This window comes from Paenibacillus sp. FSL H7-0940 (assembly GCF_037979415.1).
In the GTDB taxonomy this organism is placed as follows: Bacteria; Bacillota; Bacilli; order Paenibacillales; family Paenibacillaceae; genus Paenibacillus; species Paenibacillus amylolyticus.
The window spans coordinates 78455-104315 of sequence record NZ_CP150280.1 but is presented as its reverse complement, the minus strand read 5'-3'; the positions used below and the strand labels follow the sequence as shown (position 1 = coordinate 104315).

Annotated in this window: 18 protein-coding genes and 2 tRNA genes; 4 read left to right on the top strand and 16 right to left on the bottom strand. The window is 45.7% G+C overall.

Features of this window, described 5'->3' with window-relative positions; translation table 11 throughout:
* Positions 1–33: 33 nt before the first annotated feature.
* From hemA to MHB71_RS00430, 11 genes are all read right to left on the bottom strand, one after another.
* Positions 34–1419 (bottom strand): glutamyl-tRNA reductase, encoded by a 1386-nt coding sequence (gene hemA / locus MHB71_RS00480; protein ID WP_036605893.1) that lies wholly within the window; start codon positions 1417–1419, stop codon positions 34–36.
* A gap of 343 nt (positions 1420–1762) precedes the next feature.
* Positions 1763–2164: an adenosylmethionine decarboxylase gene (speD, locus tag MHB71_RS00475; RefSeq protein WP_047841191.1), complete on the bottom strand. Its 402-nt coding sequence runs from the start codon at positions 2162–2164 to the stop codon at positions 1763–1765.
* A 335-nt stretch (positions 2165–2499) separates the two neighbouring features.
* On the bottom strand, positions 2500–3087 hold the full coding sequence (locus MHB71_RS00470) for a non-ribosomal peptide synthetase module (protein WP_340028522.1): 588 nt from the start codon (positions 3085–3087) through the stop codon (positions 2500–2502).
* Between the two features lie 266 nt (positions 3088–3353).
* Complete coding sequence (yihA, locus tag MHB71_RS00465) at positions 3354–4010, bottom strand: ribosome biogenesis GTP-binding protein YihA/YsxC (RefSeq protein WP_036605890.1); 657 nt, start codon at positions 4008–4010, stop codon at positions 3354–3356.
* 156 nt (positions 4011–4166) lie between these two features.
* Positions 4167–6506: an endopeptidase La gene (lon, locus tag MHB71_RS00460; protein WP_036605889.1), complete on the bottom strand. Its 2340-nt coding sequence runs from the start codon at positions 6504–6506 to the stop codon at positions 4167–4169.
* A gap of 86 nt (positions 6507–6592) precedes the next feature.
* Positions 6593–8347 (bottom strand): ATP-dependent protease LonB, encoded by a 1755-nt coding sequence (gene lonB / locus MHB71_RS00455; RefSeq protein ID WP_253502915.1) that lies wholly within the window; start codon positions 8345–8347, stop codon positions 6593–6595.
* 167 nt (positions 8348–8514) lie between these two features.
* Positions 8515–9612 (bottom strand): flavodoxin-dependent (E)-4-hydroxy-3-methylbut-2-enyl-diphosphate synthase, encoded by a 1098-nt coding sequence (gene ispG / locus MHB71_RS00450; RefSeq protein ID WP_017692591.1) that lies wholly within the window; start codon positions 9610–9612, stop codon positions 8515–8517.
* 120 nt (positions 9613–9732) lie between these two features.
* Positions 9733–10986 carry an ATP-dependent protease ATP-binding subunit ClpX gene (gene clpX / locus MHB71_RS00445; protein ID WP_036605887.1) on the bottom strand — a complete coding sequence of 418 codons (1254 nt, stop codon included), beginning with the start codon at positions 10984–10986 and terminating at the stop codon, positions 9733–9735.
* Between the two features lie 12 nt (positions 10987–10998).
* Complete coding sequence (gene clpP / locus MHB71_RS00440) at positions 10999–11589, bottom strand: ATP-dependent Clp endopeptidase proteolytic subunit ClpP (protein WP_036605886.1); 591 nt, start codon at positions 11587–11589, stop codon at positions 10999–11001.
* A 379-nt stretch (positions 11590–11968) separates the two neighbouring features.
* Positions 11969–13309: a trigger factor gene (gene tig, locus MHB71_RS00435; RefSeq protein ID WP_340028521.1), complete on the bottom strand. Its 1341-nt coding sequence runs from the start codon at positions 13307–13309 to the stop codon at positions 11969–11971.
* Positions 13310–13447: 138 nt separating this feature from the next.
* The gene (locus MHB71_RS00430; RefSeq protein ID WP_036605959.1) at positions 13448–14290 is read right to left on the bottom strand and encodes a hypothetical protein; all 843 of its coding nucleotides are present in this window, start codon (positions 14288–14290) and stop codon (positions 13448–13450) included.
* A gap of 327 nt (positions 14291–14617) precedes the next feature.
* On the opposite strand from MHB71_RS00430, the gene MHB71_RS00425 reads away from it, so the two are divergent.
* Both MHB71_RS00425 and MHB71_RS00420 read left to right on the top strand, forming a co-directional pair.
* Positions 14618–14691, top strand: a tRNA-Arg gene (locus tag MHB71_RS00425).
* A gap of 766 nt (positions 14692–15457) precedes the next feature.
* Positions 15458–16687, top strand: coding sequence for an MFS transporter (locus tag MHB71_RS00420; RefSeq protein ID WP_047841195.1), 1230 nt, complete (start codon positions 15458–15460; stop codon positions 16685–16687).
* A gap of 128 nt (positions 16688–16815) precedes the next feature.
* Here MHB71_RS00420 and MHB71_RS00415 read toward each other — a convergent pair whose 3' ends face one another.
* From MHB71_RS00415 to MHB71_RS00405, 3 genes are all read right to left on the bottom strand, one after another.
* Positions 16816–20775 (bottom strand): S8 family serine peptidase, encoded by a 3960-nt coding sequence (locus tag MHB71_RS00415; protein ID WP_340028520.1) that lies wholly within the window; start codon positions 20773–20775, stop codon positions 16816–16818.
* 394 nt (positions 20776–21169) lie between these two features.
* Positions 21170–21940: a class I SAM-dependent methyltransferase gene (locus tag MHB71_RS00410; RefSeq protein ID WP_047841196.1), complete on the bottom strand. Its 771-nt coding sequence runs from the start codon at positions 21938–21940 to the stop codon at positions 21170–21172.
* A gap of 201 nt (positions 21941–22141) precedes the next feature.
* Positions 22142–22215 (bottom strand) — tRNA-Arg (locus MHB71_RS00405).
* 292 nt (positions 22216–22507) lie between these two features.
* On the opposite strand from MHB71_RS00405, the gene MHB71_RS00400 reads away from it, so the two are divergent.
* Positions 22508–22801 (top strand): DUF4870 domain-containing protein, encoded by a 294-nt coding sequence (locus tag MHB71_RS00400; RefSeq protein ID WP_017692583.1) that lies wholly within the window; start codon positions 22508–22510, stop codon positions 22799–22801.
* 224 nt (positions 22802–23025) lie between these two features.
* Here MHB71_RS00400 and MHB71_RS00395 read toward each other — a convergent pair whose 3' ends face one another.
* Positions 23026–23382, bottom strand: a complete 357-nt coding sequence (locus tag MHB71_RS00395; protein ID WP_036605881.1) for a hypothetical protein — start codon at positions 23380–23382, stop codon at positions 23026–23028.
* 31 nt (positions 23383–23413) lie between these two features.
* A complete protein-coding gene (locus MHB71_RS00390; protein WP_017692581.1) occupies positions 23414–23713 on the bottom strand; it encodes a hypothetical protein in 300 nt (99 codons plus the stop codon).
* Between the two features lie 192 nt (positions 23714–23905).
* Here MHB71_RS00390 and asnB point away from each other — a divergent pair, with 192 nt between their 5' ends.
* On the top strand, positions 23906–25750 hold the full coding sequence (asnB, locus tag MHB71_RS00385; RefSeq protein WP_036673522.1) for an asparagine synthase (glutamine-hydrolyzing): 1845 nt from the start codon (positions 23906–23908) through the stop codon (positions 25748–25750).
* Positions 25751–25861: the final 111 nt, after the last annotated feature.

The window sequence follows — 25861 nt, the reverse complement described above, 5'->3', positions numbered from 1 at the left end:
CTTGTTCAGCAAGGGTCAAGCTGCCCACCCGCCTTATACGCCTGCCGGAGCATAAGCCGGCACGGGGTCTTGCCGGTTTTCGTTAAGGTGAGCGGCTGGTTTCGCCAGAGCTGTAGCATCACTCTGACTCACTTTTTCAGCGGCCATCTCTACTGCATCTTCGAGAGCGAAAATCTGAGTAAACATGCGCAGAGCTTCATCACCTTGCTTCGTGCCTGCCATTTCCTTAATCCGATTAATCGGATCTGTCGTCATTTGGTTCACAATACTCTTGGTCAAACGACGAATGACTTTACGTTGATGTTCATCCAGCTCAGGCAGCTTATTAAACAGGCTATCCATCGTTTCTTCATGAATGGAGACACCTTTTTCCTGCAAAGCCCGAATAACGGGACGAACACCCAACGTTTTGAGCCAATGGTAATAATCCTCCATCTCAAGCTCAATCATTCTCTCAATTTTGGCAGCTTCCACCTTACGCATCTCCAGGTTGCTCTCCACGATTCCTTCCAGATCATCAATGTCATAGAGAAATACGTTGGATAATTCACCAATCGCCGGATCAATATCGCGTGGAACCGCAATATCAATCAGGAACAATGGACGAGATTGACGACGCTTCATGCTCTCTCGTACCACTGCTGCATCCATGACATAACGTTCAGCTCCAGTGGAACTAATCACAATATCAACTTCATTAAGTCGATCTAGTGCCTGTTCCATGGTACAAGGTGTCCCCCGGAACTTGGCTGCCAATTCTTCAGCTCTTGCGAGCGTGCGATTCGCCACGATGACCTCGGATGCCCCGTTGGCATAGAGATGTTTCACGGTTAGTTCACTCATCTTGCCGGCACCCAAAATGAGCACCTTCTTGTCTGTGAACATGCCAAAAATCCTCTTACCGAGTTCAACAGCAGCATAACTGACAGATACGGCGCTCTCCCCGATGGAAGTCTCCGAATGTGCCCGTTTGCCCAGCGTAACAGCCTGTTTGAACAGCATATTAAACCAGGTACCTGTTGATTTCTCTTCCTGCGCTTTAAGAAAAGCCTGTTTCACCTGTCCAAGAATCTGAGTCTCACCGATGACCATAGAATCTAGTCCGCAGATGACACGGAACAAGTGGCGCATGGCTTGATCATCTTCATATATATATAAGTGTTGCGTAAATTCTTCCCGTGGTACGTTAAACCATTGTTCCATGAATGTTCGAATAAAATAACCACACATGTGAAGACGGTCCACCACAACATACAACTCGGTACGGTTACATGTGGCTACGATTACACCTTCCAATACACTCTTGGTCAGCTTGAGCTGCTGCAGCGCTTCAGACAAATCCTTTTCTGCAAATGTGAATCGTTCCCTAACCTCTACAGGCGCCGTGCGATAATTCAAACCAACGACAACGATGTGCATTGCAAGTTCACCTGCCTAATAAATTTCCAATCAAAGTGCTTACTGCATATGTCTATCCATTTATGATTGACAAGGTTAATTATATCACACATCATAGCCGTGACCGGGTCATTTTTATGAAATGTTTATGAAATCACCATGTTCATCATCATATGCACTGTCATTTATTGTAGTGTCTCACCAAAGTTCACCGTTATGCGTTAAAAAGTGCCGATTATGAATATTCATAACGATACGCATATTAAAACAAATAGCCATGGAATTATTCCATGACTATTAGAGTTTGGGAGGTTATGTGTCCATCCCGATATGTGAACATTTGTGTATGCAATATACTTTTTATTTAAACCCGTTCAATCTGGTTGTTCATGTCTGGTGTTTCAACTTGCAATTCGCCCAAACCACGTACCAACTTCTTTGCATACGTTTTTTCAGGCTTTAATACGGATACCAGGTAGTCAATAGCAAGCTGTGGATCTACAGTCTCCCCACAAGTGTAACAATCAATCGCTGCAAAACCTCTCTCAGGATACGTATGAATGGAGAGATGGCTCTCAGACAATAGTACAAGTACGGTCGCTCCCTGTGGATCAAACTGCTTGGATTGTACGGACATCACTGTCGCGCCACATGCCTCCGCTGCTTCAACCATTTGGGCTTCCAAATACTCTGCATTATTCAGTAGATTAAAGTCGACACCCCAAGTATCAACAGCAACGTGTCTTCCGAAAGTTGAATATTCCATCCTTCGGTTCCCCCTTCCTAGGAATAAAATGTTTGAAAAATTTCATCCGCTAGGACCTACGTCATTCACTTCCCGAGGGAAAAATCTCTCGCAACATATAATGTCCTGAGTGAATCCTGGTTCCTATATTGTTTTCAACGAGATTAAAAATAACATTGAATCAGAGTGAAATCAACCCTTTTCCAGAAGATTGTAAAATAAATATTTCCAATTCGGAATATTCCATCTCACATCAAAAAATCCCCCTGCAACCTCCACATTGGCGAGTGCCACTGCCCGGAAGATACAAGGGAATTCATTATATACATATACGTTTATAAACATACAATTTTAAGTTAATAAGCTTCAAGCTCAAACAACCGTTTTTGATGACGAGCAAGGGTCTCATCAATCTGATGGAGCTGACCAGCAGTCGCATCTTTTCTAGTGTCCAGTAGTGAATCGATCTCGGCATACACACGGTTGATTTCGCGTTCTACATCTCTGGCCTGGAACAGATGTTGCAATTCAAGCAACGTATTTTTGTATTCATAGATCACTCGGGTGTTCTCCCCGGTCTTCTCCACAATTTTGCGGACAGTGCCTTGAGCATAAACATACGTCATGGTGAACCCTTTATAGATCCGATGAACGACCCCGTCACCCTTAAAAGTCACAAAGAGCTTCCGGACAACGTTGGTCAGATGCAGATTCACCAGGCGGCAAGATAATTCACAGATATAAAACCCTTCTATGCGGTCAAAAGGGAAATGCACTTCTTCTCCACTTACATCCCCCAGCACAACCTCCTGACAACCATTGTCCAACACCTTAACCCGGTGATGAAGCCTGCCGTCTTCTGTCATGCGCAAAAACTGATGCATCTGGGGTTCTGACAATTTCATAGTGGCCTTAACGTACTCTGTGGCTAACCGCTGAGCCATACAAATCCCTCAATTCTTTCCCGATTGTTTTGCCTTCCTGCACATGTAGCAGTCATCTCAAAATTCTTCAGGCCGGCATGGCCGGTAATTTTGGTACTGTTGGCAATATGCACCTATGCTCATTATACACTACCCTAACGTTATTTTCTCCAGACCCAGATGATAAATTCTCACGAAATTCCTTAAAAAACCGGATTAATCTGGATCTCATCAAAGATTCATTTAGCATGCTCACTTTCCTGCACTAAAACGGTATACTATCTCGGTTATCCGTTAATTCCGTTGGTTTCTTCCTCATCAGAAGCACCCTCTGCATCCAGCACTGGTGCATACTTATCTATGCGGGCATGGCGGGTAATGATGTCCCATAACTCTTCTTTCCCCAATCCCTCTTCGGATGAAAACGGCACAAACAAATCCCCTGAACGAAGACCCAGTGATTCCTTAATGACTTTGATATATTTGGCTCTGCGGGTTTTTGGAATCTTGTCCATCTTGGTTGCTACGACAACCAAAGGCAGTCCATTATGACGAAGCCATTCGTTCATCATCTTGTCCTCTTTGGACGGTTCATGTCTCATATCAACCATCTGCATGACCAGTTTCAATTCCTCGCGCCCCAACAAATATTTCTCCATCATTTTGCCCCAGGCAAAGCGTTGCTCTTTGGAAACTTTAGCGTAGCCATATCCCGGGAAATCGACGAAGTAGAGATCCTGATTAATTTTATAATAGTTGAGTTGCTGTGTCTTACCCGGTGTTGAGCTCGTCCGAGCCAAGTTTTTACGATTGATCAAACGGTTGATCAGGGAAGATTTCCCCACATTGGAGCGTCCCGCCAAAGCAATCTCTGGCAGACCGTCCTCGGGGTATTGTTCAGGCCGAACGGCACTGATAATAAATTCAGATTGATTTACTTTCATATTGTATCTTTCCTCTCTTAAACGCCTGTGCTATGCATCACCTGTTGAAGGTATTATGCCATGGATTGTTCTATCATACCAAAAAAACCGTTCCAGCGGACGCCGAAGCCTCCGCAGAACGGTCTAATCTTCATACGAACCTTTTGGATACGCGGATTACAGGTGAATTCCTGTCTGCTCAACAAGTGCATGCTGCAATACCTGATCCATATGGGCTACAGGGACAAACTCCACATCTTCCTTGATGCTGTCTGGAATGTCACGCAGGTCCCGTTCGTTATCCTTAGGCAATAATATTTTTTTATAGCCGGCACGATGGGCCGCCAGTGATTTCTCTTTCAGACCACCAATCGGCAGTACACGTCCACGCAGTGTTATTTCACCAGTCATCGCGATATCCTTAGACACATGTTTGTTCGTCAAGGCTGAGATTAACGCTGTTGCCATCGTAATCCCGGCAGATGGACCATCCTTCGGAATCGCTCCTTCCGGAACGTGGATATGGATATCGTTTTTCTCATGGAAGTCAGGCGAAATTCCTAGCTGTGTAGCTTTGGAACGGGTGTAACTGAATGCGGCTTGTGCCGATTCCTTCATGACATCCCCCAGTTTACCTGTGAGAGTCAATTTACCTGTTCCAGGCACAACAGTCACTTCAATGATAAGGGTATCTCCACCCACTTCAGTCCACGCCAGACCCGTTACGGTACCAATCTGATCTTCCAGTTCGGCCATACCATAACGGAACTTGCCAGGTCCAAGGTAATCTTTGATCTCATCGGATGAGATGTTAATCTGACCTTCCACACCAGATACGATGTTCTTGGCAGCTTTCCGGCACAACGAAGCCATCTGCTGTTCCAGGTTACGCACACCTGACTCCCGTGTATATTCACGAATTACACGCAACAACGCGTCATCCGGGATTTCCAATTGCTCTTCTTCCAAACCATGGTCCTGCTTCTGTTTGGGCAACAAATAGTTTTTCGCAATTTGTTGCTTCTCCAGTTCCGTATAACCAGGGATGTTGAGCATTTCCATCCGATCCAGCAATGGACGCGGAATATTGTGTACCGTGTTGGCAGTTGTTATAAACATAACGTTGGATAAGTCAAACGGCAATTCTACAAAATGATCACTAAACGTATTATTTTGTTCCGGATCAAGTACCTCAAGTAACGCTGCGGAAGGATCTCCGCGGAAGTCTGAAGCCATCTTATCAATCTCGTCCAGCAGGAATACCGGATTAAGTGACCCTGCCGTTTTCATCCCCTGGATGATACGTCCAGGCATGGCGCCGACATAGGTACGTCGGTGACCACGAATCTCAGCTTCATCCCGCACGCCGCCAAGAGATATTCTTACAAACTCCCGACCTAGCGATCTCGCGATCGAACGAGCAAGTGATGTTTTACCGACCCCTGGAGGTCCGACCAGACAGAGAATTGGTCCTTTGAGCTTCTTGACGAGCTTCTGGACAGCCAGATATTCAAGCACACGTTCTTTGGGTTTTTCCAGTCCGTAATGATCTGCATTGAGCACATCTTCGGCTTTTTGGATATCCAGATCATCCGCTGTCATCTGACTCCAAGGAAGGCCAAGCAACCAATCCACGTAGTTGCGAATGACTCCGCCCTCGGCTGAACTTGCAGGCATTTTCTCCAGTCGATCAATTTCTTTCTCGACCTTTTCTTTCACCTTGTCCGGCAAGCCGAGTTCTTCCATCTGAGTGCGAAGTTCCTCGACCTCACCCGCACGGCCTTCTTTTTCACCCAGTTCTTTCTGGATCGCTTTCATCTGCTCGCGCAAATAATATTCCTTCTGCGTTTTCTCCATCTGTTTCTTCACACGTTGGCTGATCTTGCGTTCAAGCTCCAGCACTTCGCGCTCATTGTTCAGGATATCCAGCAATTTCTCCAGACGTTCCCGAACGTCGATGGTCTCCAGAATTTCCTGTTTATCCTTGATCTTCAAGGACAGGTGACTCGTGATGACATCGGCCAGACGCCCTGGTTCTTCGATGTCAGACACCGCTGCGAGTGTCTCTGGTGTCACTTTTTTGGACAGATTAATATAATTCTCGAACTGGTTCAGAACGGTACGCATCAAGGCATCCGTCTCCGGATGGGTATTCTCCTCTTCAGGCAGCTCTTTAGCCAGTACTTCATAATATTCCTCGTTGTCCGTATATTCAATAATTTCAGCCCGTTCCAAGCCTTCAACGAGTACACGAATCGTACCGTTCGGAAGCTTCAGCATCTGTCTGACCTTGGCCACGGTTCCGATTCTGAAAATGTCCTCTTGTGTTGGTTCTTCAATATTTACTTCGGCTTGGGAACATAGGAGAATCAGATGTTCTTCTACCATCGCTTTTTCTAAAGCCTTGACCGATTTCTCCCGGCCCACATCGAGATGCAGTACCATACTCGGGTAGACGAGAAGTCCTCTTAAAGGCAGTAAAGGAAAACGACGACCTTTCGCTTTGCTCGGTCCCATCGCTTTCGCACCTCCAATGGCTCTCAGGTTGTAGTCATTCATTATTCTATCAAATGTTCACATAAAAAACCAATGAAGGGAAGCGCTTAGCAGCTTCCCGAATCTGTAACCTGTCCTGGACGAGGCACGTCCGCACGCAAATAGGAAGCGGATGCCGGTGGAAAAATCTCCGGTGCAGGTGCAACTGTCTCCTCTGCAAGCTTCGTTTGTTCCATCTGTTGTGATTCCGGAACCCAGGCGAACACTTCACGGAATACGTCCTGTACCGTATCTACCGGGATAACGCGCAAGCCATCCAGATTCTCAAAAATGGACTGCCAGTTCTCCGCGGGAATAATAACGGTCTTCGCTCCTGCCTGAAAGGCAGCCTCGACCTTTGCCAGCACGCCACCGATAGGCTTAACCCGACCATGAATACTGATCTCGCCAGTCATCGCTGTCTCATGATCCACAGGACGCCTCTGAATGGCTGATGTAATGGCAGTCGCCATGGCAATCCCGGCGGATGGACCATCAATAGGTGTCCCACCTGGGAAATTCACGTGTAAATCGTAATCATTCGGACGAATACCCATGGCTTTTAATACGGTTAACACATTTTCAACCGAGCCTTTGGCCATACTTTTTCGCCGGAGTGTACGCGAACCGCCTCCAATCTCTTCTTCATCCACAACGCCTGTAATGTTGATTCGGCCTTGATCTTTAAGAGCCGGAACAGCAGATACTTCGATCTCCAAAATGGTTCCCATATTCGGTCCGTATACCGCCAAGCCGTTAACAAAACCCACCTGCGGCTGTGTAGGGACCTTCCGATCAGGCCGTGGCTGAATCTGACTGCTACCCGCCACCCACTCCACATCAGACGCCTGAAGCGTCTCACGCTTCTCTGTCAGCGCAAGTCCAGCAGCCAGCTGGATGATATTGACCGCTTCACGTCCATTGGTTGCATATCGCTTGACCACATCAACGGCATCCGGACATGGACTGAACCCTATTTTCTGAACAGCATCCTCTGCAATTTGCCCAATCTCCTCAGGCAACAGAGGACGGAAATAAACTTCCATGCAGCGGGAACGCAGAGCTGGTGGCAGTTCATGAGGCGAACGTGTCGTTGCTCCAACAAGGCGGAAATCGGCCGGCAGGCCATTTTGAAAAATATCGTGGATATAAGCAGGAGTATGCGTGTCTTCCGAGTTATAGTACGCACTCTCCAAAAACACCTTGCGATCCTCCAACACTTTCAACAGCTTATTCATCTGAATCGAATGCAATTCACCAATCTCATCAATAAAAAGCATTCCCCCATGCGCTTTCGTGACAGCGCCCGGTTTCGGTTGGGGAATACCTGCAACGCCCATGGCTCCTGCTCCCTGATATATCGGATCGTGGACCGAACCAATTAAGGGATCCGCAATACCACGTTCATCAAAACGGGCTGTTGTTGCATCCAGCTCCGTGAATTTGGCGTCTGGCTTGAAAGGCGATGTTGGATTCTTTTTAGCTTCTTCCAACACGACCCTTGCGGCAGCTGTCTTCCCGACTCCGGGTGGGCCATAAATGATAACATGTTGCGGATTCGCACTGCATAATGCAGCTTTAAGGGCACGTAGCCCGTCTTTTTGCCCAACAATATCGTTAATGGTAGCTGGACGCGTCTTCTCCGACAGCGGCTTGGTGAGTGAGATCGAACGCAGCTTGCGCAGCTTCTCCAGTTCCTTGCGAGATTCACGCTCAACGGCACTACGGTTTGTTTTCTGACCACGCAGCAGGTTCCAGAAATACAAACCAATCACCACTCCAAAAAATAACTGAATCAACATGATGACCATACCAAATTCCATGTCTTCACATCCTCCTATTTTGTCGCTATTCTCATATGAGATCATGCTAATACTTGGTAGTATAGCCTTTTCAACGCGACGTAAACGGGCGATGCGGAATTTGTATGCGAGAAAATAAAAAGCCCGCCATCGCTGGCGAGCTTTTGCTGTAACAAGATATGAATCAATCAGTGCGAACGACCAGGAATAACACCTGTCTCTTCGTAGGCTTCGACGATTTTGTCGATCTCTTTTTTTAATTCCTCAACCATGATTTCTTCAGGCACTTTACGAATCATCTTACCATGACGGAACAAGAGACCTTCTCCACGAGCACCGGCAATTCCGATATCCGCTTCTTTGGCCTCACCTGGACCATTAACCGCACAACCCAACACCGATACTTTAATCGGCACCTTCAGTTTGGAGATATACTCTTCCACTTCGTTGGCAATGGAGAACAGGTCGATATCCAAACGTCCACACGTTGGGCAGGAGATCAATGTAGCTGCATTTGTGATGAGTCCAAATGTTTTGAGCAGATCACGAGCGACCTTAATTTCTTCTACCGGGTCCGCACTCAGTGAGATCCTCATCGTAGAACCAATACCCATGGACAATAAGGCTCCCATACCTGCGGAGCTTTTGATCGTACCGGAGAACAGTGTACCTGCTTCGGTAATCCCGAGATGCAACGGATACGGAATGATTTGAGCTGCTTTGGTATACGCCTCAATCGCCATCGGCACATCCGATGCTTTGAGAGACACGATGATATCATGGAAATCAAGCTCTTCCAAAATACCAATGTGATACAATGCACTTTCTACCATAGCATCTGCCGTAGGATACCCATACTTCTCAAGGAGATGGTTTTCCAAAGACCCCGCATTTACTCCAATCCGAATCGGAATGCCGCGGTCTTTACAAGCCTTAACCACTTCTTCCACTTTGGCACGTTTACCGATGTTACCTGGATTAATCCGAACTTTATCAATGCCGTTCTCAATCGCAAGTAAAGCCAGCTTATAGTTGAAATGAATGTCCGCTACGAGCGGTATATTAATGCGTTTTTTGATTTCCTTGATGGCTGCGGCAGCTTCCTCATTATTCACCGTTACACGTACCACTTGACAACCCGCTTCTTCCAGTCGCAGAATCTCTGCAACCGTTGCTTCAACGTCTGCCGTTTTGGTTGTACACATACTTTGGATAATGACTTCGTTACTGCCACCGATCGTTACGTTTCCCACTTTCACGGGACGTGTATCCTGTCTTAAATACATGAGTGATTTCTCTCCCCACAACGTCAAAGCTCCACCCTGACAGAGACATGAATTCGCCTTCTGCCAAAGTGGAGAACTGACAAGTCTATATTTCAGAGTTCAACGGGATTCAGGCCTTTATTAGGCGCTCTCTTCCTGCTTATCGTCCTTCGATTGGCTTAGTTCAGGCACGACTCTTTTCTCAACAACTTCTTCGGTAATGACACAGTTCGTAACATCTTCACGTGAAGGCACTTCATACATGATTTCCAGCATGATACCTTCAATGATGGCACGCAATCCACGTGCACCTGTGTTACGTTTAATTGCTTCTTTTGCAATCGCAAGCAATGCAGCTGGTTCAAATACCAGATTCACATTATCAAGTTCAAGCAGTTTTTGGTACTGTTTGGTAAGCGCGTTTTTTGGTTCGGAAAGAATCCGTACCAGCGTATCTTCATCCAGCGGCTCCAAAGTGGAGATGACTGGCAGACGGCCTACAAATTCCGGAATCAGACCAAATTTCAGCAAATCTTCCGGCAATACCATACCCAGGTATTCACCTGGTTTCAGATCTTTTTGCTCAGAAACGGTATTAAAGCCAATGACTTTTTTACCGATCCGGCGTTTGATCATTTGCTCCAGACCATCAAAGGCACCGCCGCAAATGAACAGGATGTTTGTTGTATCGATCTGAATGAATTCTTGATGAGGGTGTTTACGACCACCTTGTGGTGGTACAGAAGCCACAGTTCCTTCAAGAATTTTCAAGAGAGCCTGTTGCACACCTTCGCCCGATACATCACGAGTAATGGATGGGTTTTCGGATTTACGCGCTACTTTATCAATCTCATCGATATAAATAATGCCACGCTCTGCTTTTTCCACATCATAATCAGCAGCTTGAATCAGTTTGAGCAGGATGTTCTCTACATCCTCACCCACATAACCCGCTTCTGTTAATGACGTAGCATCCGCAATAGCAAAAGGAACATTCAAAATTTTTGCCATCGTTTGCGCAAGCAACGTTTTACCAGAACCTGTTGGCCCTAACAGCAAAATGTTACTCTTTGACAATTCAACGTCTTCAATTTTGCTTTGTGTGTTGATCCGTTTGTAGTGATTATACACCGCAACAGACAATGATTTTTTCGCTTGTTCCTGTCCAATAACATATTGGTCCAGAATATTACGAATTTCTTTTGGTTTCGGAATATCTTTCAGGTCTACTTCTTCATCATGACCAAGTTCTTCCTCAACGATTTCGGTGCAAAGTTCGATACATTCATCACAGATGTACACGCCTGGTCCAGCGACCAACTTGCGTACCTGCTCCTGAGATTTACCGCAAAAAGAGCATTTCAATTGCCCTTTCTCATCGTTAAATTTAAACATGAAACCACCCCTTTAGGAATTGATCGGTCTACTGAGCACCTGGTCAATAATGCCGTACGTCTTAGCTTCTTCAGCGCTCATGAAGAAGTCACGGTCGGTATCCCGCTCAATTTTCTCAAGAGGCTGACCCGTACGATCGACGTATATTTGATTCAGTTTCTGACGTGTTTTAATAATCCATTCTGCGTGTATCTTAATATCCGCAGCCTGTCCTTGAATGCCGCCAAGCGGCTGATGAATCATTACTTCGCTGTTTGTCAGCGCATATCTCTTGCCAGGTGCACCGGCTGTCAGCAATAACGAGCCCATGCTTGCTGCCATCCCTACGCAAATGGTAGATACATCCGGCTTGATAAATTGCATCGTATCGTATATACCCATCCCTGCGGTGACAGAACCACCAGGTGAGTTAATGTACAAGCTGATATCCTTCTCAGGATCGTCGGCTGCCAAAAACAAAAGCTGTGCTATGACAAGATTGGCTACATCGTCATCAATCGCACTGGTTAGAAAGATAATGCGATCTTTCAGCAAACGTGAATATATATCGTAAGACCGCTCGCCTCGATTGGTTTGTTCTATAACCATTGGCACCAGACTCATGAGACCAACCTCTTTTCTACATGTAATTAGACATAGGCCACCTGTAAAGCAAACCCAAATTCATTCTAACACTTTCCTGTGACAATGTCATTTTTCACAAGAGGGGTGAGACATCAATTTGTTTACTTTTTTAGCCTGATCATATTTAACCATGTTTTCTATGTATGTGCAAATTGAAGCCATCCTATGCCGTCTTGCCGTTTTTTATTTGCATGAAGTACATAGGTATGTAAAAAGTGTACGAGGATCAATAAAATTAGTGTTCATCCATATAATTACTTCATTTTCTATAAAATGGATGTCATAATTTAAAAATAAGGCACGCAATAATTCACGTGCCTTATCGTTTATTCAACTGACAAGTTGATAACAGCTTGTCTTATTTTTCGTCAGCTTCTGCAACAACTTCTTCAGCTGGAGCTTCAACTGGTTCAACAACTGTGCTGTTCTCAACAAGAACGTCAATCGTTTTACGCAGTTTAACTTCATCGCGAAGGCTGTCCAGGGAACCATTACCGTCGAGGATGCCACGGATCTCATCAGCAGGACGCTTGTAAGATTCAGCCATTTTCTCGAGTTCTTGATTCACTTCTTCGTCAGATACTTCAATGTTTTCCGCTTTACCTACAGCTTCAAGCACCAGGTTGTTGCGAACACGTTTGGAAGCATCTTCTTGCATTTGCCCTCTCAGGTCAGCTTGAGTCTGGCCAGAGAAGCTCAGGAACATTTCAAGGTTCATACCTTGGTTGCGCAGACGGTTGTCGAAATCACGCATCATGTTTTGTACTTCGCTCTCTACCATTGCAGAAGGAATGTCCACTTCAGCGTTCTCAGCCACTTTTTCTACAACTGCATTTTCTTGAGCAGCTTTGGCTTCGTCAGCTTTACGGGATTCCAATTGTGTTTTCAGATCAGCTTTGTACTCTTCAAGTGTGTCGAATTCACTAACATCTTTAGCAAACTCATCATCCAATGCAGGAAGTTGTTTACGTTTGATTTCGTGAATTTTCACTTTGAATACCGCTTGTTTGCCAGCAAGTTCTGCTGCATGGTAGCTCTCTGGGAAAGTCACTTCTACGTCTTTGAAGTCACCTGTGGACAGACCCACAACTTGTTCTTCAAATCCAGGAATGAATGTGTTGGAACCCAGTTCCAGGGAATAACGCTCAGCTTGTCCACCTTCGAAAGGTACACCATCAACGGAACCGTCGAAGTCGATTACTGCAACGTCGCCGTTAGCAGCGGAACCTTCGTCGATTACAACGAGTTCAGCGTGACGTTGTTGAAGACGCTCAAGTTCTTCAGTCACTTCTGCGTCAGTTACTTCACCTTTTGCTACAGCAACTTCGATTCCTTTGTACTCACCAAGAGTAACTTCAGGTTTCACAGTTACTTTTGCTTTGAACTTGAATGTTTGTCCTTTAGCAAATTGTTCAACATCTACGTCAGGACGATCAACCGGGAAGATATCCGTTTGGTCGATTGCTTCTGTATAAGCTTCAGGAAGCAAAATGTCGATTGCTTCTTGATAAAGGCTCTCTACACCAAAACGTGCTTCGAAGATGGAACGTGGTACTTTACCTTTACGGAATCCAGGTACGTTTGCTTGTTTAACCACTTTATTAAAAGCTTTGTCGAGTGCTGCAGTTACACGATCTGCATCCACTTCAACCTCAAGAACCCCAAGGTTCTTCTCTATCTTTTCCCAAGTTGCTTTCATTGTATACTTTCCCCTCCAAAATTCACATGTTCACGTAGGCAATCACGTACAAAATAACCATTTTAGTATAAACAAGATTAGATTCTTTTTCAAGGGGAATCCCTTGATACAGTTTAAGGAAAACGTTTCCGGCCTCGATTAACCATCCAAACCGGCAGATACAAACTGTTTCATAGAACGATAAGCCTGTTCCAGTCGAAAGCGCATCGCGCCTGTCACAGCATACATTGAGCGGGTATTTTCCTCATCATGCGAACCACCCAGACTGTCTGCAACGGTCATATGTAGAGCTGCTGCCCATATATCTGTCATGGAATCATTTTCTTCCAGCATCGATACATAATCACGGGTTCCATACACCGCCATGACATATTGTATCCACAGTTCTTGGGCAAAATAAAAGAGCGTAGGTTCATGAACCTCCGTCTGATCTGCCACTCGTTCCAGAATCTGAACGATTTGGAGCGGAAATTCCTCTGGTCTAAGAGGCACGGTGTCGATCTCGACTTCAACCTGCTCTTCGCCTCTCGTAAACAGGATCATACCTTGAACACCTCGTCGACGCAAGGTTTGCAACACCCGAAATTGAAGCAGTGGGTGAAGCGACTTATCTTTTAACCAACTCGTAAGTGCCTCGTCAATCTTCGGTAGATCAAGATAGGCCAGTTGCTCCAAAGCCAGCATCGTCTGTTCAGACAGCGGCTCCTCCATTACTGTGCGAAGCATCTTATCTGCATAACCATCATCCTGTTCAAGCTTCATTCGGGCATGCTGCCGTGCCATGTCTTCCTCACTAATCTCTTCTTCCTCTTCTCGTTCTTCAAGAACGGCAGGCGAGGTTTCTTCATATTGAGGAAACGCAGCCTGAAGCCATTCGAGCAGAGCCCGCCATTCATCATAATGGCGCTCTTCCTGTCCCTGACATTGCAACAAAAAGTGAAGCAATTTCATCGCTTCACCATACCGTTCATTTTCAAGCATAACTGTCAATTGAATCTGGTAATAGTCCAGCGTCTTAGGAAACAGCACAATATTGTTGTTATGCTCGGTTTCCGGGGTCGTGGATTCCTTAATGGGAGCACCTCCTCTATATCCTGAATCTCCAGTCGGAATCAACATAAATAGATGTATATATTAAAACGATTGTTGATCTATTTTCTGAGTTCTCCTGATATTCTAACATAACCTTAAATATAATGAAAAAAACGTTACTGCCGCCAAATATCATATACGAAAAATAGTTTAAAATTAAATGCTTGATATTCCTGTATGCATATGATAAAATCAATTTTGCTTGAAAAAATTCATGTCTCAGTAGCTCAGCTGGATAGAGCAACGCCCTTCTAAGGCGTCGGTCGGGGGTTCGAATCCCTCCTGGGACGTATTAAAAAGAAGCTTCCTTCGGGAAGCTTTTTTTTGCGTTCTAGGGATGAGAACCCCAATGGTTCGTCGGAGCATTCACTTCGTTAGCACTACTTCGCAGTCTCGACTTCAAGGAGAGTATCCCTCCTGGGACGTATTAAAAAGAAGCTTCCTTCGGGAAGTTTTTTTTGCGTTCTGGGGATGAGAACCCCAACAGTTCGTCGGAGCATTCGCTTCGTTAGCACCACTTCGCAGTCTCGACTGCAAGGAGAGTACCCCTCCTGGGACGTATTAAAAAGAAGCTTCCTTCGGGAAGCTTTTTTTGCGTTCTGGGGATGAGAAACCAATGGTTCGTCGGAGCATTCGCTTCGTTACATGCTCTATGTCGTTGCATTGGAGCATCCGTATTTGCTCATTCTATAAGCAACACGTTGAAGTATCGATGTTCTAACGAACACAGGACACTTTATTTGCTCCCAATTCAGCATTGTGGAATTCTAACGAATCTTAGAGAACTTATTTCACCATTCTGGGGTATTAACTCACTTATTCGCACTTCGTAGCCTGATTAACGTCGCTGAGGTTCGTTAGAATCTGAAATAGCGGTTTTACCCATTATAAGACCTCGTGGATTCGTTAAAGTTCACAGGCTAGTCAAGACACCCAAAGTCCATTGGGTGTTTTTTCATTTCATTGCTCAATATTGACATAGAATGTTATGCTTACCCAGTGGGTAATGTAACAATCCATACATATTAACTTCTTAGGAAACAGGAGATTTTATCAATGTCATCTTCAATACAGCAACACTCATCTATCCATACCGAGGAAGAACATTCTTCGACATCCAAAAGATTCGGCCTGTTATTAGCAGGCATTATCGTCATCGCCGCTACCATGAGGTCACCGATCACTGCAACGGGTCCCGTCGTGGAGATGATCCGCTCAGATACAGGTATCGGCCATACAATGGTCGGGCTTCTGACCTCACTTCCTTTGCTCGCCTTTGCAGCAGTCTCTCCTTTTGCACCACGTCTTGCCAAACGTCTAGGACTCGAATCTGCTCTGCTATTGGCTGTTATGATCGTAACCATTGGGGTGGCATTACGCTTGTTGCCTTCCGTTCTCTCCTTATATGCAGGAACCGCAATTTTGGGGTGCGGCATTGCATTAAGTAACGTGCTTTTGCCAAGTTTGATCAAACGTGATTTTCCATTGCGGGTAGGTATCGTCACCGGATTATACTCTGTATCCATGAATATATTTGGCGCCATCGCCTCAGGTGTGAGTGTGCCCGTAGCAGGAGCCACATCTATGGGTTGGCGTGCTTCGTTAGGCATGTGGGCCTTGTTGTCCATATTGGCGCTTCTCTTGTGGCTCCCCCAGATCGCCGCAGGACGTCAGCGAATGTTATTCATAGCCACACAGAGTGAAGGGACACCTGTACGTCTACGGACCTCTTCCCTGGCCTGGTTCATTACTTTATTTATGGGTCTGCAATCTCTAATATTCTATACAACGATTACCTGGCTTCCCGAAATTCTTGCTGAGCAAGGATTCAGCCCCACCTCAGCAGGGTGGATGCTATCCCTAATGCAGATGGTTAGTGTACCGGCTACCTTTATCGTTCCAATCCTCGCCGGCCGAACGCGAGATCAGCGTGTTCTAACCGCGATAACGTGCTCTTCTTTAATTGTCGGGTATGCTTTATTGTTAAGTGGCATCGCTTCGCTCGTTACCATTGGTGTCACGTTGGCAGGAATAGGTGCTGGAGCTTCATTCGGAATGGTAACGATGTTCTTCGTCCTTCGCACAAAAGATGCCAGACAAGCTGCCAGCCTGTCCGGTATGGCCCAGTCCTTCGGATATATGCTAGCGGCAATTGGACCTTTACTGTTCGGTATGCTTCATGACTGGACAAAAGGATGGACCCTGCCGTTGCTAATCCAGGTCATTCTGGCCATCGCTTTGCTAATCGCAGGGATTCAAGCCAGCAAAAATAGGATGATCGGTTAGTCATATAATTCATTTATAAAAAAAACAAAACGGCCTTCATCCTGCGAATCAGGATGGAGGCCGTTTATGCATAGAACAATTCCTTCATTAATTGAATCCATTTAAATCAATTTCAATGAGGAATGAACTTACTTCACTTTTACCTTAATCGTGTCTGTGCTGGTAACACCGCCTGCGTTAATTAACTCTGCCCGATACGTATACGTGCCCGATGCTTTCCCAGACAGTGTAGTCACAGCACTTTGCGCATAAGGTGTAGCCGAACGGAGTTCTTGCGTATCGATCAACTTATCATTTTCATAGAGACGATACTCTGTAGCGTTGGTCCCCCACCACAGGTTCATAGACACCTTATAATTGCCATCGCCATCCCAGTTATCGTGAGAAAGAACCGCTTTGCCTGGCGTTGCGTTGGTAACCTGAACAGTCAACGTCTGACTACGCGTTGTTCCCTTGTCGTTGGTCAGCTCAGCCACGTACGTATACGTGCCGTTGGCTTTGCCCGTGATCTTCGTCTGAGCAAACTGCGCCCAAGGCGCGTTGTAAGTCAACTTCTGCGTATCTACCAAAACCCCGTCCTCATATAACTTGTAGCTAGTTGCGTTCTCACCCCACCACAGGTTCATTGTAACGATATACGCGCCCTCTGGTAGGCCGTTGCCTACCCAGTTATTGTGAGACAATACAGGCGTACCTGGGGCCTTGGTTGCCGGAGTTTCAGGTTCGGTCTCCACGGCTTCCAATTTCAGTGCCGTATTGGCTGTACCCGAAAGCCCCTGTTGGTCTTTTACTGTAAGTTCAACAGCATAGTCGCCTGCTTCAATTCCCTCCAAAGGAAGGTTGAAGGTACCATCAGCTTGTACTTCAAAGACTCCTTCTTTATAAACTGATCCATCCTCTTTTTTCACAACATACGTTGCTTCCAGGGAAGCTGCCGGATCAAACGTGATGTCCCATCCGCTGGCAAGCGCAGGAGCTACACGGAAGTACAAATCTTCCACGCTACCATTAAGGACAGCAGACTCATCCTCTTTGAACTCCAACGCTTCTGGTGCAGTTACAGCCGGAGCTGTCTTTTTCACCAAAAATGGCGAAGTGTCTTCCTTATAGGTTTTGCCGTCCGTACCAATCGTAGTGATGTCTACCGTATATAAACCATCCGGAATCTCAGTCACTTCATCGGTTGTGTAATCTGCATATGAGCCGTCCCAAGCAAGGTTGTATCTTGCATTGGCATTGAAGTTAAAATAGTTACCAAAGATGGAGCCGATATAACCATCTTGATAATATCCACCTTCCGGATTAAGACCATCATAGATCTCAATCAGGGCAAATGTCATCGGATTATAGAATTCCATCGCAACATTCAGCGTATCCAACGTACCATCAGCCTTCAATGGATAGTGGAATGGATTTTTTTCAGTGCCTTTTACGGTTTCAATATATTTAACCCCACTCAACGTAACGTTGAAATGAGCAACATATGGCACAGTAAAAGTATTGGTTCCGTTTGAGAATTCAATGTATCCTTGTGCTTCTGTAGTCGCAGTAACCCCTCTTGGAACGGTGATTGTTACTGCAAGTTCTTCCTCACCATTCAGTGTGAAGGAACTCTTGTCTACCGCAACGGATACACCAGCGACGTTACGAGTTGGATTCACATTTACGGTGTAATCCCCGCCACTACCATTCAGCGCTTCAACTTTAATCGTTTTGGTAATCGTCTTTTCATCTGTACTTAAGAAATTACCGTAGTTGATACTTCCGGTGATATTCTCCTTTTCAACAACAGAGCCACTTTCTGTGTATTGAGTCACATCAAGCACTTTGACAAAAGCAGCAGGATCAATGGTGTTGACAGCCTGAATACGGCCAGCACCTTGATCAAATACATCAAACTTGGTTGTATCCAGCACTTTACTATTGTTCATCAGTGCAACTTTGATATCAAATGGTGTCCATTCCGGATGCTTCTCGATCAGCAACGCAATCAAACCTGCTACATGAGGTGTAGCCATACTTGTACCTGATTTACGATCATAAGCTTGTGCGTAATCTGCATCTGGCTCATCCTTGCCGTAGGCAGGAATCGTAGACAAAATGCTTGTACCTGGTGCAACAATATCCGGTTTGATGTCCAGCGTTACCTTAGCAGGTCCACGTGAACTGGATGAACTCATTTCATCGCCCGGAGTTTGGGAACGTTCAAAATCACTAAAGCTCACTTCAACGGCTTGGCCTGCGTCCAGCTCAGCCTTGATCACATCTCCATCTTCCTTGGACATGCTCAGTGTTGGAATAAGTTCAAAGTTATCGCCCAGACTTACACCGATTGGACCGGGAATGTTGTTATATACAATAACAGCCAAGGCTCCGGCTGCTTTAGCATTGGCGATTTTCTCTACAAATGCGATTTCACCACGCTGTATTAATGCCACTTTACCTGTAAAATCCTTACCTTCAAAATCAGTTGGCTTACCCAGTGCTGCATATTCAAGCTCATATTTCCCTGTCAAAACAGTTTCAGGGTCTGCCGACAGGCTCCATCCCATCAGATCCAGACGGTAAACCGACTCTGTAATAGCCAGTGGAGCTTCAGTCGGAGCAATTACAGACTCTTCTTCCACAGGGGCAGCTTCAGGAGAAGCTTCAACGGGTGCAGAAGGTGATGCAGATGGAGTATTTTCTTCCGTTGTAGCTTCTCCTACATTCGGAACTTCAGCTTCATTAGAAACTGTGTCCTCCACAGCTGCTGCACTTTCCTCATCAGCAATTGCGGGTACAACTTGCTCTGAAACTTCTGGTGCTTCTGTTCCAGGTGCCGTCCCCAGTTCAGGAGATTGTTCAACCTCTGGCACCGGTTGTTGTTCAGGTTGTGCCTCTTCGCCTTCCTCACCAATCCAGAAGTGAGTATCGGCTGTAATCAGCTGGCTAGGTCCTGTAGAGTTACCTACCGTAATGGCCATTGCAGACGCACCCGGAGAACCGAGTGTATAACGGTTAGGTCCACTGTTACCACTTGCTACAACCGCTGTCACACCAGACAACATCGCATTGTTCAGGGCAACCGAAGTGATATAACTCGGGTCGTTGGCGGCGTTACCTAACGAAAGATTAATTACGTCCATGCCATCTTGAACAGAACGATCAATTCCACCTAGTACCCATGAGGTTTGACCACTACCATACGGTCCAAGTACACGGTAAGCATAGATATCTGCTTCAGGAGCCACACCAACAATACCGTAGTCCCCTGCTTCGCGAGCAGCAACGGTACCCGCTACGTGCGTACCGTGAGATGTGTAATAGGGGCTCCCAAGCTCGTTAAGCTCAGGCTCGCCCGATCCTTTCCATTCTTGATATGTTGTTTCATACGGATCATTGTCGTTTCCAACAAAATCCCATCCACCTTTGTAGGCTTCCTGCAAATTAGGATGTTCATAGTCAATCCCAGTATCAATGACGCCGACTTTAATGCCATTTCCTTTGTAACCCAGATCCCATACTTCAGGTGCACCAATAAAAGGAGCTGTGTCTTTCATGTACGGGTTCACTTCATCTGTCTCGGGCGCTATTGTAACTTCAAGGTCTGGATATACGCTGACCACGCCAGGTATTTGAAGCAATTGTCCCACCTGGTTTCCTTTAAGCTCAATCGCTACACCATTCAGGGCATATGCATATTCTTCCAATACTTCATGTTTGATTTTCTTCTGAGTGAGGCTATGTACAAATGACTGTTGTTGTTGCTCAACTTGAGTCACAGCCTTTGTTTCCATAGAGGAGGTAAAAGATTTTCCGGAGAGGGTTGATTCACCTTGCGCTACTGCAACAGGTTTATTGGAAAGCTCAACGATCACTCGGGTGTTCTCTCCACCCAGACCTTCCAAGCTTTTATCCAAAAATGGATCTGCGGCAAGTTTTGCTTCCCGTCCTGCAAGAATCTCTCTCCATTGTTTGGCTTCGGCTGTACTGGGTAAGTTGTCAAGCTGAATAGCTGAATCTGTGGGAGCGGCTCCAGCCGCGGGGAGAATAATGGAAAAGACCATCAGAACACTTAATAACGTGGATATCAATCGTTTACTCAAGGCTTTGCCCCTCCTTTTAAATGTGAATACGTCACCAAATGATGGGTTCCTGCTGTGTTTGTGCGTACTGCAATACGCCTCCAATTTCACCGCCTATCTGCAAGAAGATTGACCCTTGGTAAATTATTCTATCAAAATACCACATTTTCCTTCTAAATACTTACAAATATGATATAGAAATTACTTATATGGGTCTTGAGTATGATAAAAATATCCATTTGTAATTATTTGTCGTTTGAATATTTCATTTTTAAAATAATGCATCAAAAAAAAGACCAAGAGCCTCTTTATCCAAAAGAGGCTCTTGGTGTATAGGGGAAGCGTGGTTAGTATACAAAGAATACCGGAATTCGTTTAACATCGATAAAATTGCTACATATCGCGAAATTTTACTTTATTCTGGCTTCACGGCTTCAATACGCAGGCGCTTGTAATCGGCATACATCGCATCATCTTTCCAAAGGTGAGACATCACGATCTGACTGGTTTCATGGCATATTTGTTGTATCTCTTCATGACTGAGACTCTCAAAATAGTCCCCTCCAAAATGAGCCAACCAGCCTACTATACCCTGCTCACCATCTGCTAGTCTCGTAGGACGGTCGTAGTGATAGGCCTGTCGCACCACAAATCCACGTTGCTCTAAAATATGGCTATATTCTCCGATCGAAGGAAAGTACCAAGGGTTGCGTTCCGATGCACGAATGCCCGTGTTTCGCTCCATAACCTGCTCTAATGCATTCACAATGGTCTGCACGTTCCCTTTACCACCGAACTCTGCGACAAAACGCCCTCCGGGCTTCAAAGATTTCCATATACTATCCACCACTAATCGCGGGCTTCGCATCCAGTGCAGGGCTGCATTGGAGAAGACGGCATCATACAGTCTATTCGTCTCAAACTGATGACCGTCTCCTTCCACGAACTCAAGTTCAGGGAATTTCTTCCTCGCCCGGCGAATCATGTCCGTCGATGCATCCATACCAATAACTTCAGCTTCGGCCAGAGAAATTTCATGCGTCAAATCCCCCGTCCCGCAACCCAGATCAAGAATGTATTCCCCTTTTTGGGGTTGAAGCCAAGAGATCAGATTTTTGCCGTATCCGGACACAAAAGCCAGTTTGTTGTCATACTCATCTGCTTGCCATTGATTTAATGATTTCATGGATACCACCGTCGCTTTCGTTATTGATATCCTCATTGTGGCACAGAATTGTTTATTATTTAAATATATAAATTCTATATTGTTTATAGGTATAACCAATAAAAGCGCTAACGAAGCGGATGCTCCGACGAACCATTGGAGGGTTCTCTTCCCCTGAACGAAAAAGAAGAAGCTTCCCGAAGGAAGCTTCTTCTTTTTTTACGTCCCAGGAGGGATTCGAACCCCCGACCGACGCCTTAGAAGGGCGTTGCTCTATCCAGCTGAGCTACTGAGACAAATATGTATAATAAATTTTCGGCGCGGTTCTTATTATACTCTGATTTCTATATTTTTCAATAGTTTTATAAAAAAATTAATAATTATACTTAAATGCGGGCTCAAACATGTACTTTTCAGTGTTATTCTCATACTTCAGTCCCTTTGAGAATATGATAGCTTGAACCAGGTTATATTGAGGAGATTGGGACATTTAGAGTAAGATTAACATCAGACATTTTCAATGTCAGAATTGCTGGGTAATCTTTTGCATACATACATTTCAATGATCCATTGAAGGAGAGAATCGTCATGAGACAGCTTTTATCAGCCCTATCCTATTTCAGTATTTTCTTTGCCCCGTTCCTGTTTCCGATCATTATATGGATTGTTGCCAAGGATGATTACATTGAGGGACATGCAAAACGCGCCTTATTCTCACATGTATTCCCCTTTCTCGCTGCCATTCCGTTATTTTATTTCTTCGTGACTGCGCATAGTCTGGGTTCCGCCGTTGGGTTTGTCATTCTATTCTTTGTGATTTACGGATTAAGCTTTGTGTACAATGTGGTTAAAGGGATTCAAGTGCTGCGCGAGTATGCTTGATCACATCTCCACCTGATCTGACCATCGCATAACAAAACCCGCCGTTCAATGAACTGTACCCCAATTGGTAGTTGTGTCTAACAATTGGGGTACAGTTCACAACAACGGCGGGTTTTTCCAGTTACAGATACAGTCAGAGCAACCAGCAACAGGTCACATCTACATATAGCTCAACATCGAACTCTATCCCACTATCGCCACATGTGTTGCTGGAGCGTTACCTGTTAAGCCTGCCCGATCAGATAACGCTGAAGTGTTGGACCAAGCAAACCAAAGGAAAACAACTCACTTTGAAACCGAGCTTTATCTTCTTCTACTGTCATACCTTCGCTGTTCTCAAATGCGGTATCTGTCGCCTCTTCAAACGCAGTATGCATATTATTGTTATACCAGTCGATCGCCGAATCGGAGTGATTGCGTACAATCCGAACAACTTCCAGCGAATTTCCGGGCTGTGTTGAAGCCACGTATACAAGTAACGACGGATCTCCGGCATTTCCAGGCTGCACTTCAACCTCTGCACAAGACAATCCATCCACCTCGGTTAATCTGCGTATTTTGGCATCTTGAATGGCATACATTCGTCATCGCGCTCCTTTTCCTTTGTGCTTATCATGTACTTTGTTCAATCTGGTATCGTGTCTCTGGTGTGCCCAATCGGTAAATCTCTCGATACACCTGTTGTAATACCGTTTCATAAGCTCGGTTTACGGACTCCTCCGGTGTATCTGGCCATGGGAATACCATGCCAGGAAAGGCCTCTTCCTCCTTTTCCTGCATGAGGCTCAGCAGTCCCAGTAATTGCTCCGCTTCCTGCGGCGTTGCCTGAATGATCCATTCATATGATGTTACCGACGGATCCGGAATAACGGAGCGGCCCATGACAGACACATAATACTTCATACTGTCCATTGCATGTTCTCTCCTTCACAGGCATGTTGAGGCCGTTGTCCCTAGAACTAGTTTCCGAAGAGGACAGACATTTTATGCCTGCTTTCGGCATATATTTGTTACGACCTCTGACGAAAAGACAACATTTGCTGGTTGCCAGTAACTAAGCAGCCATACGGATGAATGACTCGACCAAGAAAGGATGAACAAACCATGTGCGGTATTACCGGCTTCATACAGTGGAATCGGGATTTGACCCAGGAATCAGAGCTGCTGGTCCGTATGACGGATAGCTTGTCGAACCGGGGGCCCGACGCTTCAGGTACATGGATCTCCAATCCTTGTGCCTTTGGACATCGGCGTCTTAGTGTAATGGACCCCGAGAACGGCGCACAGCCCATGCATGCGTTACAGGGAGATACCTCCTATACCGTCGTGTATAACGGAGAACTATACAATGCACCCGAGTTGAAAAAGGAATTGCTCCAGCGGGGGCATCAGTTCCGCACGCAATGTGATACGGAAGTGTTGCTCGCCTCTTATATTGAGTGGGGACCGGCATGTGTTGACCGGTTTAACGGTATTTTTGCTTTTGCCATATGGGATGGGGGACGCGAACAGGTTTTTATCGCACGAGATCGCCTTGGCGTGAAACCTCTGTTCTACAGTAATAACAAAGACACTCTCGTATTTGGTTCAGAGCCCAAAGCTCTGCTTATTCACCCTGATGTGGAAGCCGCTGTTGGCCCGGAAGGATTGGCCGAAGTGTTTATCGTAGGGCCTGCACGGACACCAGGACACGGCGTATACTCTTCACTAAGCGAACTCAAGCCTGCGCACGCGCTGATCTATAACCGAAACGGTATCCGAACCTATGCCTACTGGAAACTGGAAAGCCAGAACCACGAACATAACCTGGAAGAGACGGCAGCAGAGGTACGCTCTCTCTTGCAAGATACACTGGAGCGCCAGTTGGCTTCGGATGTTCCAGTATGCTCTCTTTTATCAGGAGGACTGGACTCCAGCGCCTTGTCTGCATTAGCCGTTGATTATTACAAGCGAACCGGGCAAGGCCAAATCAGTACGTATTCTGTCGATTATGTGGATAACGCCAAGCATTTCCAGGCGCATTCCTTTCAGCCGGGTGCAGATGGACCCTGGATTAAGCGAATGGTGGATGAACTCAAGACCGACCATCACTGGATTGAAATTGAGAACGGAGAACTGATTCATGCACTGACACAGGCCATGTTAGTCAGGGATCTGCCAGGTATGGCAGATGTAGACTCCTCGCTCTATTTGTTCTGTAAAGAAATCAAAAAAGGGGCCACCGTTGCCATTTCAGGCGAAGCAGCGGATGAAGTGTTTGGCGGTTACCCCTGGTTCCATCGAGAAGATATGCTGAACTCCGGTACGTTTCCGTGGTCTGTAGCACCTGATATGCGAGCAGCGTTGTTATCCCCGGATATTCGGGAATGGATTCGGCCACTCGATTATTTGGCAGACCGCTATTCGGATGCAGTGGCTGAAGTGCCTCTGTTGGATGGGGAAACAGGTAAAGCTGCACAAATGCGGGTGATGTCCTACCTGAATATTACACGTTTCATGCCTACACTTCTGGATCGCAAAGACCGGATGAGCATGGGGGCAGGACTGGAAGTGCGGGTACCTTACTGTGACCATCGTCTGATCCAATATGTGTTTAACATCCCTTGGGAAATGAAAATAACGGGCGGACGGGAAAAAGGTATTCTGCGTAAAGCACTCGAAGGTGTCCTGCCTGACGATGTGTTATATCGCAAAAAGAGTCCGTATCCGAAAACACATAATCCGCAATATCTGGCCGCGGTCAAACAGCAGGTACTTGATATCCTGGATGATCCCACTTCGCCGATTTTGCCTTTGATCGACAAAACTCAGATCCGCAATCTTGCATCTTCACCAGATGCAGCTTCCAATCTTCCCTGGTTCGGACAGTTAATGTCTGGGCCACAGTTATTTGCATATCTGACTCAGATCAATACCTGGTTGCGGACATATAAAGTCGCTATTCGTTAAGATCATGTTATGCATTGATTCAACATGATGAATTATTTAAGGGTGCCCAAACAGTAACTACTGTGTTTGGACACCCTTTTATTACTTTTTTATAAAAATCTCTGTACGGAT